The organism is Hymenobacter taeanensis (assembly GCF_013137895.1).
GTDB classification, from domain to species: Bacteria; Bacteroidota; Bacteroidia; order Cytophagales; family Hymenobacteraceae; genus Hymenobacter; species Hymenobacter taeanensis.
In genome coordinates this window covers 1,503,827-1,515,557 of sequence record NZ_CP053538.1, presented here as the reverse complement: position 1 = coordinate 1,515,557, position 11,731 = coordinate 1,503,827, and the positions used below count along the sequence as shown (strand labels likewise).

The window sequence follows — 11,731 nt, the reverse complement described above, 5'->3', positions numbered from 1 at the left end:
TATCTGTAGGCCATTAGTTAGGTGGCCTACGCACCTGTTATTGTTTCCCGAAATAGCTGTTCATGTACCAACGGTTGCTCTCTCTCCTGTCCGCCGCAAAGCCTATTGCGGCAAATCATTCGGTTTTCCCTCCGCACGAGGGAAGAGCGTGGAGAAGCAGGGTATACACCGCTCTGCTCTCTGCTTCACTGCTAGCCTCCTGCTCAGGCACCAAATACATTCCTGAAGGCAGCAAGCTATACACGGGTAGCGCGGTTAAGCTGACATCAGAAAACCCTATTCCGCAGGAAGCGGCTCTTACCACTGAGCTGGAAAGCGTGATTACGCCCAAGCCCAATGCGTCTTTCCTGGGCATTCGGCCCAAGATCTATTTCTGGCATTTGGGTGAGGGCAAAACTAAAGGCCTGGGCAAGTGGCTGGCCAACAAGTACGGCGAGAAGCCCGTGCTGCTCAGCCAGGTAGACACCCAACAGGTGAAGGGCCTGATGATTAACCGCCTCTACAATAACGGTTATTTCAAACCCACCGTCCAGAGTCAGATTGAAACCACGGGCCAGGCGGCCCACGTCAACTACACGGCCACCGTTGGCAAGCCTTACACCATCAAGGAAATTCATTTCCCCGAGGGTGACTCTCTGCTGCCCAGTGCCGTGCGGGCCACCCAGCCTGCCACGCTGCTGAAAGTAGGAGACCCCTACAACCTGCAAACCTTCACCAATGAGCGGGTGCGGATTGATGCGGCTCTCAAAAACCAAGGCTACTACTACTTTGCCCCCGACTACATTCTGTTTCAGGTGGACAGCACCCTGGATAATCAGGTGAATGTATACCTGAAGGTGAAGGAGAAAACCCCAGCGCGGGCCGCCAAGCCCTACGTGCTCAACCGCATACGCCTTAACACCGACTACTCATTGTCAGATACAACGCTGACTGACCGGCCCGTTCGGTACAAGGGTTATCTGTACTTTCCCAGTGAGGACGTATTCTCGGCCAAGTCTATTACCAATGCTACCTTCCTGTACCCCGACAGCGTGTACCGCCGCCGCCGCCAGGACCAGACCCTTAGCCGTCTGATGAGCCTAGGGGTATTCCGGTACGTCGATATCGGCTTTCGGCCCGCGCGGGCCAAGGCCGACTCGGCGGGCTATGGCTTCCTGAACTCGTATGTGCGCATGACCCAGGAGCCCAAGAAGAGCATTCGGGCAGAGGTGATGCTGGTGAGCAAGGAAAACGGATTTGTGGGCCCTGGCTTCCGGGTGCAGTTTCGTAACCGCTCGGCCTTGCGGGGAGCAGAGCAGCTGGTGGTGAATGCTACCGGCTCATTTGAGAACCAAACCCGCAGCAACTCTAACACCATTGGCCTTACCAGCTACGAGCTGGGAGTGGATGCTCAGTTGCAGATTCCGCGCCTGATTACGCCGCCCTTGCCTTTCCTGGATGTGAGTCTGCCCAACTCCGACTTTCAGCCCGCACCTTTATTGGAGCGGGCGTGAAGCGCGTAGAGCGCCGCCAGGCTTTCCAGCAAGACCTTTTTAACCTGAACTACGGCTACACCTGGAAAACCCAGCTCACCAACGAGCAAACGCTGCGCCCCATTGACATTCAGTACCTGCGCTTAGGCAATACCTTTCCCTCCTTTGACTCGTTGCTGGTAGAACGGCCTTTCCTAGCTAACTCCTTCCGGCAGCAGTTCATTCTGGCCAGCTCCTACCGCTATACTTACAACCAACAGGCGCTGGCGCAGCGGCGCAACCAGGTATATTTCAGCGGGGGCATAGAGTTGGCCGGCAACCTGGCTTACCTGTTCAGCTCGCTTACCAGCCAGCCCAAAGCCGAAACAGCCGATGGCCGCCAGGCCTACACCCTCATTGGCCAGCAGTTTGCGCAGTACACCAAGGTAGACCTGGAATTTCGGAACTACTTCCGTATCAGTGCTGACCCTACCAGCGGCAACAAAATTGCTACCCGGGTGCTCATTGGGGCGGGCTTGCCCTACAAGAACTCCACGGTATTACCCTACCTGAAGCAGTATGGTATTGGCGGCCCCAACAGTGTGCGGGCCTTCCCGGCTCGGGGCATTGGGCCTGGTACGTACCGTACGCCCGTCTCGCGCGAGAACAGCTACTTCTACGATCAAGTGGGCGACCTGCGCTTTGAGGCCAACGCTGAGTACCGCCAAGACCTGTTTCCGTACGTGAAGGGTGCACTGTTTATTGATGCGGGCAACATCTGGCTGGTAAACCCCGACCCCAGCCGCCAGACCGTTGATGCCGATGGCAACCCCGACGGTAAAGACGGACAGTTTGCGTTCAACTCCTTCCTAAAGGAGCTGGCCGTAGGTGCCGGAGCTGGTATCCGGATTGACGTGCAATTCTTCGTGATTCGCTTTGATTATGCTTACCCCCTGCGCGTACCTTACAACAATGCGGAAGTCATTCGGCCAAGCATAAACTCCTCGTATAACGTGCAGGACAATAAGGGCCGCCTGAACATTGCCATTGGCTACCCCTTCTAAGCTACCAAGCGGGTGCTGGGCGGGTCATAACCACTACTGCCGCAGTGCGTATAGCCTACTACTTGGTTTAAACTGGCCTAGGCCAGAATAGCTGGGCTACGCAATGGCCTTATTGGCGTTGTTTTCACTCTATTCCGCATCGCTGCCTCCCTGGCAGCCTACCCTCCCGCATTATGGCAGAGCAACCACAGAAACCCGCTCCACAAGAAGATAGTCAGCAGACTGTCAGCAACCAGCGCCAAGACGGCAACACGCCCGTAGGCAACCCGCGCCCCAGCCAGCAGCAAACTGACCCCGAGGCCGGCGTGACGATGGGCGACGACACCTACCACCTGCACAGCGCCGCCAAAGGCGACGAAGACTATATCAACGGCGACATGCACAAAGACGACAGCGTGCAGAAGCCCGAGCAGGACAAGCTCTAGGCCTGTCAGGCCCCGAAAAAGCTAGTGGTTACCATTACTTGAGCCTCATACCCACTGAAGGCCGCGCACCCCTCCGTTGCGCGGCCTTCAGTGGGTATAGAGCCCTTTGTACTTACCGGAAATGGCGCTTAGGCGAGCTTTCTGTGAGCAGGTTGCGTTTTGAAGTTGAACTGGACAGCTAAGTAAAAAGTAGAAGTAGATACCATATGTATCAACTCATTTACATTAGTACGGCCACCCGTCTGATGACGGATGAGGAGTTACAGGCATTGCTGGAGCAGGCCAGGCTGAACAACGTCAAATATGGTATTACCGGCCTGCTGCTCTACCACGAGGGACGCTTTATGCAACTAATAGAAGGCCCCGCAGATGTCGTATACAAGCTCTACAGGCACATTGAGCAGGATGAGCGCCACGCCGATACGGCCAAGCTAGCCGAGAAAGAGGTGGAGACCCGTAGCTTCCCCGATTGGAGCATGGCCTTCTGGCCTGTTCAGTCCGAGGACCTCAGCAATGTTTCAGGCTTTTTGTTGCCCGAGCAGATGCAGCTACCCACGCAGGGGCTCAGCAATGCCGATGCGCTCCTGCTGCGCATCATGCAAGGCCACATGATGCGCAGCCATACCTAGCAAGCTGACTGGCCTAGGCCACTTCCCAGTATCAAAAAGGCCCCGCCACTGCTAGTGGCGGGGCCTTTTTGATACTGGGAAGTAAGCTGAAGTCTACCTCAGTTTTTGTGCACTATGCCTCTACGGCCAACCGGATATTTAGGGGGGCACCTACGGTTTTACGGGTGGGCTCCACCGTTACAATCACGTATTTGGAAGTGGGCGTATTGCTTACCTTGGCTACGCTGGCAATGGGAACCAGGGGGTTGGCCTCGGGGAAGTACGCCGACACGTTGCCGCGCGGAATATCGTAGGGCACTGCCACGAACTTCTCTACCGTACGCTTCTCGCCTTTAAAGTGACTGGTGATGTCAATGAGGTCTTTCGCCTTAATACCCCGGTCAGCCATGTCCTCACGGTTCATAAAGAGCACGCGTCGCTCATTATGCACGCCGCGGTAGCGGTCATTGTAGTCGTAGATGGTGGTGTTGAACTGATCGTGGCTGCGCACCGTCATCAGGATCAGTTGGTCGGGTTCCAGGGTGTACTTCTCCAGCTCCGTGGTGGTGAAGTTAGCCTTGCCGTTCTTGGTGGTAAACTTTCGCTCACGGGGGCCATTGGGCAGGTAGAACCCGCCGGGGCGGCGCAGCTTCTCGTTGAAGTTCTCAAAACCCGGAATCACGCGCGAGATATGGTCGCGGATGACATCGTAGTTTTCCGTCATGGCTACCCAGTCGGCAATGTTGGTTCGCTCGCCCAGAGTAGCAATAGCTACACCACTGATGATGGCTACTTCGCTCATCATCTGGCCCTCCAGGGGTACCAGTACGCCTTTGTTCTGGCTTACCACGCCCATTGAATTCTCGCAGGAGGTCATCTGGTGGCCGGAGCGCTGCATATCCACGTCGGCGTGGGTGAAGCAGGGCAGTAGCAGGCTGGTTTTGCCCGTAACCAGGTGGCCGCGGTTGAGCTTGGTGCCCACAAATACGGTGAGCTTCTGCTTGCGCATACCCTCGGCAATAACTTCGGTATCGGGGCCGGCAGCCAGTAGGTTACCGCCCAGGCTGAAGAATACCTTGGTCTTGCCCTTGTACATGGCCTTAATGGCTTCTACAGTGTCGTAGCCGTGTTCGTAAGGAGGCTGGAAGTTGAACTCCTTACCCAGGGAGTCCTGAAACTCCTTGGTAGGCTGCTCCCACACGCCCATGGTCCGGTCGCCTTGCACGTTGGAGTGGCCCCGCACCGGGCAGGTGCCCGCACCGGGCTTACCAATGGCACCTTTCATGAGATGCAGGTTTACAATCTCCTGAATAGTTTGTACGCCCTGGCGCTGCTGGGTTACGCCCATGGCCCAGCAGGTGATAATCTTCTTTTTGGTGGCCAGCATGTTAGCGGCTTCCAGCAGCTGCGCGCGGGTAATGCCGCTTAGCTCCTCAATATCTTCCCAGCGGGTATTGCGGATGTTTTGCTCAAACGACTCAAAGCCGGTGGTATACTCAGCAATAAACGCGCGGTCAACTACCTGGCCAGGGTTCACGTCCTCGGCCTCAAACAGGTGTTTCATGATACCGCGCAGCAGGGCCATGTCGCCGTCTACGCGCACCTGCAGGAACAGGTCGGTAATCTGAGTGCCGTCGCCGAGCAGGGCGCCCAGGGCTCTCAGGGGGTTCATGAAATCCTGGGGGTTTTTGAAGTGATTGAGTCCAGCCTCCAGCAGCGGGTTTACACTGATGATTTTAGCCCCATTGCGCTTGGCCTTCTGCAGAGCCGTGAGCATGCGGGGGTGGTTGGTGCCGGGGTTTTGACCAATAATCAGGATTACCTCGGCCTCATAAATATCATTCAGCGTTACGGAGCCTTTGCCCAGGCCCAGTGTGGGGCTCAGGGCCGCGCCGCTGCTCTCGTGGCACATGTTGGAGCAGTCGGGCAGGTTGTTGGTGCCGAACTGCTTAGCAAACAGCTGAAACAGGAAAGCCGGCTCATTGGGCACCTTGCCCGAGGTGTAGAACACGGCCTCGTTGGGCGAGTCCAGCGCATTCAACTCCCGGCCAATGATCTGGAATGCCTCCGACCACTCAATGGGAGAGTAGTGATTATCGCCGGGGCGCTTCACCAAAGGGTGCGTGAGGCGGCCGGCGTTGTTCTGGTCGCGGTCAGTCATTTTAGAGAGCTCCGCCAAGCTGTTCTTGGCAAAAAACTCGGGGCCGGCAGCTTTGTCATCGGCATCAGAAGCAGTGGCTTTCGCGCCGTTCTCGCAAAACTCCGCTACGGAGCGGTGGTCGTCGGGATCGGGCCAGGCGCAGCTGGAGCAGTCAAACCCATCCTTCTGGTTCATATTGAGCAGGCCGCGGGTACCACGGTTTAGGCCACCCTCCGTCCAGCTGAACTCCATCGACTTGATAACCGCCGTAACGCCTGCCGCAACTTTTGCCCGCTCCTCCAGCTGGAGGCCAGTCAGGGCCTCTGGGGGCTGGGCCAGAATGGGATGAATGTACTTGGCGTTGGCTACGTCGGGAGCCGGAATGCTACTTTCGTCGCGGTCTGCCTGCGGGTCGGGGCGGTAGTGGTCGTTGGTAGGAGCCGTGCCCTGGTCGGGCCGCTGGCCGCTTTTCGGGACGTTGGATTCAGCGCCTTGCTGCTCGGTTTTACCAGCTTTGCCAGGGTCGTTGATAGGAGAATCTTCCATGTTGCAAGAACGAAGGGTGGGGTAAGAAAGTGGAGGCAGACCGGGCTTAGTGCTTACAGCCTAAGTCCTTCTCTACTAATATATGCAATACCTGATTACCAGAAACCTGAGTTGTGCCGCGCAAGCTCACCTCCTCAGTAGACGTCCAGCCGTCGGCTACAAGGGCTGGTACCACCACCCTGATTCGGTTGGCCTCATGGCGCACCGTAAGGGCCGGCGTTGCCGGGTCACGTTCCAGCGTATACGTAAGCTGGTCGGCGGCGGCTAACCCCAGCGGTACAATGGTTTCCAGTTTACCGTTCTGCTGAAACGCATCAACTTCGGGCGGGTCGAGGCGGAGGCGAAGGGTGTTGTCTTCGAGGCGAAGTTTCATAGACGGTGATGGGGTAATGGGGGAGTGAAGTGACGGGGTGATAGAGTGACGGGGTGATGAAGGGGGCTAGGCCACCTTCCCTTCTTTTCACTTTGTTGCTGCATCACTTTTTTCAGCTTCCGAAAAGATACGCCACTCGTGGCAATACACATTGTAGCGGCCCTGGCGCACAAAGCCGCAGAGCGTCATTCCGAAGTTTTTTGCGGCGGCCACAGCCAGGGAGCTGGGCGCGCCCACGGCCGCCAGCACCGGAATGCCCGCCACGGCGGCCTTTTGCACCAGCTCAAACGATGCCCGCCCACTCACCAGCAGCACCGCGTTGTGCAGGGGCAGCATTTCCTGCAGGAGCGCCGCCCCAATTACTTTGTCGAGGGCATTGTGGCGGCCCACGTCTTCGCGCAGCAGCAGCAGCTCACCCGCTGGCGAAAATAACGCCGCCGCGTGTAGGCCACCCGTTTGCTCGAACAAGGCCTGCGCCGCCCGCTGCCGCTCCGGCAACTGATGTAGTACGGCCGGGTGCACGTAGGGGCCCTGGGTGGGCAGCACGGGACAGGCCGCCGCGTGCACGGCCTCAATACTGGTTTTGCCGCACACGCCGCAACTGCTACTGGTGTAAAAATGGCGCTCCAGGCGGGGCAGGTCTACGGCGGCGCTGGGGGCCAGCTCCGCGCGCACCACATTTTCGCGCTCCTCTTCTTTCTCCACGTCAGGGCAGTAAATCACCCCTTGCAGCTCCTGCCGATTACGGATAATTCCTTCAGTGAGCAGAAAACCGGCGGCCAACTCAAAGTCGTGGCCCGGGGTGCGCATGGTAATGGAGAGGGTGCGGTGTTCCCGCTGCCCGCTAGGCCCGTAGCCCACCCTGATTTCCAGGGGTTCTTCGGCGGCCAGCACATCAGTGGCCTCGGTGGTGTTCTGGCCCTGCACTTTGTGCACGGTCACGTAATCGTAGCTGGTGGGAGGTAGAAAAACTGGCGCTGACATAAAAAAGAAAGAGGGTAGGGCTGCAGCTCTTTAACCTTATAGGCCAGAACTAAGTTTGAAGGCGTAATCCAACGGTTCGTACATTTAATAGTACGGCGCGCCGCCCCACTTGTGCACCTGCCCTTCCCCATGCTCACTTCCGAAGAACGCCAGATTTACCGCCGACACCTGCAACTCCCTGAAATTGGGGAGGAGGGCCAGCTTCGCCTGAAAAATGCCCGGGTGCTCGTGGTAGGTGCCGGAGGGCTGGGCTGCCCCATTCTGCAGTATCTGGCGGCGGCCGGCGTAGGCCACCTCGGCATTGTGGATGCCGATAAAGTGGAGGCCAGCAACCTGCAGCGCCAGATTCTGTACGGCCCCGCCGACCTGGGCCACCTCAAGGCCGAAGCCGCGGCCCGGGCCGTCCGGCGCATCAACCCGCACATTCAGGTGGAGGCGCAAACCTGCCGCGCTACCCTGGGCAACGTGCGCAAGCTGCTGGAGGCCTACGATGTGGTAGTGGATGGCACCGACAACTTCCCCACCCGCTACCTGCTCAACGACGCCTGCGTCACGCTAAAAAAAACGCTGGTATCGGGGGCAATCTATAAGTTTGAAGGGCAGGTTTCGGTGTTCAACTACCAAGGGGGGCCTACGTACCGCTGCCTGTTCCCGCAGCCACCTTCTGCCGAAGAAGCGCCCAACTGCGACGCCACCGGCGTGCTGGGCGTACTACCAGGCTTGGTGGGTACGGCCCAAGCTACGGAAGTGCTGAAGGTGATTCTGGGTATTGGCGAAGTGCTGTCGGGCCGGCTCTGGATGTTTGATGCCCTGACCTTCCAGACGCGCCTGCTAAAGTTCGCCTGCCGCCCCGATCAAGCCACCATAGGCCTGGACAACGCCAACCCGAACGATTACGCTGACTTCTGCGGTGCCGGTGTAAATGCCGTGTCGGCGCAGGAGCTGCAGGTGCAGCTGGCATCTGAGCACCCACCGTTTCTGCTGGATGTGCGCGAGCCCGACGAGTTTGCTTCCGGTCACATTCCGGGCGCCACCCTGCTGCCCCTGAGTAATCTCGACAAGGGGGTGGGCGCCGTGCCGCGTCACCACCCGGTAGTAGTATACTGCCGCTCCGGCCGGCGCAGTGCCGAGGCCATTGAGCGCCTGCAAACGCAATACGGTTTCTCCAATCTGCTCAACCTCGACGGCGGCATCCTGGCCTGGGATGAACAAGCCATTGACGCGTAAGGGTTGACCAGCTACGCGCATTATGCTGAGTAGGATGTAGCGACGCACTATTTTGCGTCTTGTATTGCTGATGTTGTTTACATAGTGTCGTGCTACTTCGGCCTTTCAACTAGGATATGCAAAGTGTTGCGTCACTACATCACATCAGCACGCGAAATGCTTCGGCAAGCTCATTATGATGGTTCTGCATTATTCACAAGTTTACCACTCCACAAGCTCACCATATGCCCATCACAGCTCCGTCTCCTAACCGCCCTAGAATTCGCTTTGACCGCAATGAGCTGGCCGGGGCGTTTGGGGATTTAGGCACGGATCTGCCCTTGCTCATTGGGGTAATTGCCGCTTCAGGCATGGATAGCGCCGGGGTACTGATCATGTTTGGGCTGATGCAGCTGTTTTCGGGGCTGTGGTATGGAATGCCCATGCCGGTACAGCCTCTGAAGGCCTTTGCCGCGCTGGTCATTGCCCAGAAAATTCCGGGCCGCGTGATTTGGGGTGGCGGGTTGGCCGTGGGGGTTAGTATGCTGGTGCTGTCGGTAACGGGGCTGATTGATGGCCTGGCCCGGTTGGTGCCCAAAACCGTAATTCGTGGTATTCAGTTTGGTCTGGCCCTGCAGCTGGCCACGTTGGCCCTGAAACAGTATATACCCGCCGATGGCCTACCCGGCTACGGGCTGGCCGCCGCCGGCTTTCTGGTAACGGTGGTGCTGCTGGGCAACCGGCGCTGGCCCGCTGCTCTTGTTGTGTTGGCGCTGGGAGTGGCCTACGGCCTCATTTTCAAGCTTGACTTTGCTAACGCCCAGCGCGCCGTAGGTCTGCACCTGCCCAGCTGGCACGTGCCCGCCCGCGCCGATATTCTGCTGGGCGCGGTGTTGCTGGCTTTGCCCCAGATTCCGCTGTCGCTCGGCAACTCGGTGCTGGCTACCAAGCAGGTAGTGGATGACTACTTCCCCGACCGGCCCCTCACGGTGCGTAAAATCAGCTTTACCTATGCCCTCATGAACCTGGTGAACCCGTTTCTGGGGGGCTTCCCGGTGTGCCACGGCTCGGGCGGTATGGTAGGCCACTATACGTTTGGTGGGCGCACGGGCGGCTCGGTGGTGTTGTACGGGCTATTGTTTCTGGTGCTGGGCCTGTTCTTCAGCCAGGGTTTCCAGCAGATTGTACACATCTTTCCGCTGCCGGTGCTGGGCGTACTGCTCCTGTTTGAGGCCCTGACCCTGGCTACCTTGCTGCGCGACATCAGCGGTTCCCGCTCCGATTTGCTGCTGGCCCTGCTGGTGGGGTTACTGTGCAGCGGGCTGCCATACGGCTATCTGGTGGGCCTGTTAGTAGGCACTAGCTTGTACTACGCCATGCAGCGCGGGTGGGTAGGCCTAGGGAAGTAGGCCGCTCCTGGGCCTGTGAAGCTAAGCCAGGTTAATCTTGCTGAGACGGAAGGCGCTCGGGAGTAGGTACTACCGCACTTTTGGTGCGCTTAATCCGGTACATAAGGGCCAGCACCAGGTTGTTCTTGTCGAGGGTGGTTTGGGGCGTGTACACGTTGTTGCGGAAGTTTGCGGACGTGTAATTCGCCTGGTTTACCCAGCCTGCCTGGAGCGTCCAGTGCGAATCAAACTGATAGCCTACGCCCGCATATACCCGGTTACGCTCAAACGCCGGCCCGCGCGGATTTAGAAACACCTCATCGTACACTGACAGAAACACGGTTTTGTCGGTAATAGTGGTTTGGTTGAGCGGCAAAAACGCATTAAACCGGTAGCGGATGCGGTTGCGGTAGGTGAAGGAGCCGGCGGGTTTAATATCATCCCGAAAGGAAAACCAGCGCTGCTCCACCCGGTAGCGGTGCTCCAGCTTTAGGCGGGCCAGGTTCTGGGTAAGTGTGAGCTGCTCCCAGAGCCGGTTTTCTCGGTTTAGTGGGCCGTCATCCAGGTCACGGTAGTCGGAGGTGGAGTAGCGGCCTCCGGCCACCATCAGGGTAAAGCTTTTGCTCAGATTATAGGTGACGCCGCTTTTCAGCTCATAGTAGAAAAACTGGCGCGCTACCGCGTTTGCACGACCCTGTACTTCTGCAAATGCCCCCCAGCCTTTTTGCCCGGGCGGAAGCTGCACCGTTGCAATAAACCAACTGCCCCAGCGCGGGTCATATGTGGCATTGGTTTGCGCCTGCGCCAGCTGGGTGCTGCTTCCGCCAACGGCAGCCAGCAGATAAAGGGAAGTGCGAAGTCTGGCGGGCAGCATATGGGAGGGGGAGGAGTTTGGCAGAGCGAAAGTAGAAAAGTTAGGGCTAGCTACAGCAAAAGCGGGCATGTAGTTAGGCATCAGCAACTAAAGGAAGCGCGCTGGTTGTACCGCTGACTGCCGCTGGATGGTTACCTTGTAGGCCCGAAGGAAAATCCGGCGCTGTTGGTAATTGCGGCCCTCCAGGATAGGCCTAGGAAATGAACGGCACATGGAAGAAAATTTACTTTGTCAGGTTTGGAAAACGGTGCGGGTAGAGGCAGGTCCTCAGCCTTTTCAGGGGTACTATAGCCTCGGGGAAAGTATGCTGTTTGATTTCCGCTTTCTAAACACACAAGTAGAAAAGCCTGCCGCTCCGGAGGCAGCGCACTGGACCCGCTACGCCGATAAAATCACCCGCACTGACAACGAAAAAGCACTCTATCTGCTGGTGCAGGCGGTTACTACGCAGTATCTGGTGCTGGAGCTGCACATGCTCTACGCCGACCAGGACCGCCACACACTCACCCTCAAGCTGATACCCAACGCTACCGAGGCGCCCGTGCCTGTTCTGGCTGGCACAGGGAAAATTCCGGGGCCGGTACGGCCCAGCTATAGCAACTAACCCGGTAAGAGACCAAAACCAACACAGACCGGGCTAGGCCACTAGGGTAGCAGTGCTTTGGTGGTGTG

Annotated in this window: 12 protein-coding genes; 7 read left to right on the top strand and 5 right to left on the bottom strand. The window is 57.9% G+C overall.

The annotated features are described in order from the left end of the window. The first annotated feature begins 62 nt into the window (after window positions 1-62). The 4 genes from HMJ29_RS06485 to HMJ29_RS06470 all read left to right on the top strand — a co-directional run bounded on the left by HMJ29_RS06485 (window position 63) and on the right by HMJ29_RS06470 (window position 3,569). Window positions 63-1,493 carry a BamA/TamA family outer membrane protein gene (locus tag HMJ29_RS06485; RefSeq protein WP_171590713.1) on the top strand — a complete coding sequence of 477 codons (1,431 nt, stop codon included), beginning with the start codon at window positions 63-65 and terminating at the stop codon, window positions 1,491-1,493. Further along, on the top strand, window positions 1,490-2,515 hold the full coding sequence (locus HMJ29_RS06480; RefSeq protein ID WP_171590712.1) for a BamA/TamA family outer membrane protein: 1,026 nt from the start codon (window positions 1,490-1,492) through the stop codon (window positions 2,513-2,515). The genes HMJ29_RS06485 and HMJ29_RS06480 overlap by 4 nt, the downstream gene beginning before the upstream one ends. 173 nt (window positions 2,516-2,688) lie before the next feature. Beyond that, the gene (locus HMJ29_RS06475; protein ID WP_171590711.1) at window positions 2,689-2,940 is read left to right on the top strand and encodes a hypothetical protein; all 252 of its coding nucleotides are present in this window, start codon (window positions 2,689-2,691) and stop codon (window positions 2,938-2,940) included. 206 nt (window positions 2,941-3,146) lie between these two features. Continuing rightward, window positions 3,147-3,569: a BLUF domain-containing protein gene (locus HMJ29_RS06470; RefSeq protein WP_171590710.1), complete on the top strand. Its 423-nt coding sequence runs from the start codon at window positions 3,147-3,149 to the stop codon at window positions 3,567-3,569. A gap of 112 nt (window positions 3,570-3,681) precedes the next feature. Here HMJ29_RS06470 and HMJ29_RS06465 read toward each other — a convergent pair whose 3' ends face one another. The 3 genes from HMJ29_RS06465 to fdhD all read right to left on the bottom strand — a co-directional run bounded on the left by HMJ29_RS06465 (window position 3,682) and on the right by fdhD (window position 7,591). Beyond that, on the bottom strand, window positions 3,682-6,234 hold the full coding sequence (locus HMJ29_RS06465; protein WP_171590709.1) for an FdhF/YdeP family oxidoreductase: 2,553 nt from the start codon (window positions 6,232-6,234) through the stop codon (window positions 3,682-3,684). Window positions 6,235-6,280: 46 nt separating this feature from the next. Next, window positions 6,281-6,607 carry a DUF7009 family protein gene (locus HMJ29_RS06460; RefSeq protein WP_171590708.1) on the bottom strand — a complete coding sequence of 109 codons (327 nt, stop codon included), beginning with the start codon at window positions 6,605-6,607 and terminating at the stop codon, window positions 6,281-6,283. A gap of 87 nt (window positions 6,608-6,694) precedes the next feature. Then, entirely contained in the window at window positions 6,695-7,591 is an 897-nt protein-coding gene (gene fdhD, locus HMJ29_RS06455) for a formate dehydrogenase accessory sulfurtransferase FdhD (protein WP_171590707.1), read from the bottom strand. A 129-nt stretch (window positions 7,592-7,720) separates the two neighbouring features. Between fdhD and moeB the strand changes: the two genes are divergently transcribed. Further along, complete coding sequence (moeB, locus tag HMJ29_RS06450) at window positions 7,721-8,818, top strand: molybdopterin-synthase adenylyltransferase MoeB (RefSeq protein ID WP_171590706.1); 1,098 nt, start codon at window positions 7,721-7,723, stop codon at window positions 8,816-8,818. A gap of 224 nt (window positions 8,819-9,042) precedes the next feature. Further along, window positions 9,043-10,206, top strand: a complete 1,164-nt coding sequence (locus HMJ29_RS06445) for a putative sulfate/molybdate transporter (RefSeq protein WP_171590705.1) — start codon at window positions 9,043-9,045, stop codon at window positions 10,204-10,206. Window positions 10,207-10,237: 31 nt separating this feature from the next. On the opposite strand, the gene HMJ29_RS06440 is transcribed toward HMJ29_RS06445, so the two are convergent. Continuing rightward, window positions 10,238-11,059 carry a DUF2490 domain-containing protein gene (locus HMJ29_RS06440; RefSeq protein WP_171590704.1) on the bottom strand — a complete coding sequence of 274 codons (822 nt, stop codon included), beginning with the start codon at window positions 11,057-11,059 and terminating at the stop codon, window positions 10,238-10,240. 87 nt (window positions 11,060-11,146) lie between these two features. After that, window positions 11,147-11,272, bottom strand: a complete 126-nt coding sequence (locus HMJ29_RS20610; RefSeq protein WP_301339259.1) for a hypothetical protein — start codon at window positions 11,270-11,272, stop codon at window positions 11,147-11,149. 91 nt (window positions 11,273-11,363) lie between these two features. Between HMJ29_RS20610 and HMJ29_RS06435 the strand changes: the two genes are divergently transcribed. Next, window positions 11,364-11,663 carry a hypothetical protein gene (locus HMJ29_RS06435; RefSeq protein ID WP_171590703.1) on the top strand — a complete coding sequence of 100 codons (300 nt, stop codon included), beginning with the start codon at window positions 11,364-11,366 and terminating at the stop codon, window positions 11,661-11,663. Window positions 11,664-11,731 lie beyond the last annotated feature (68 nt).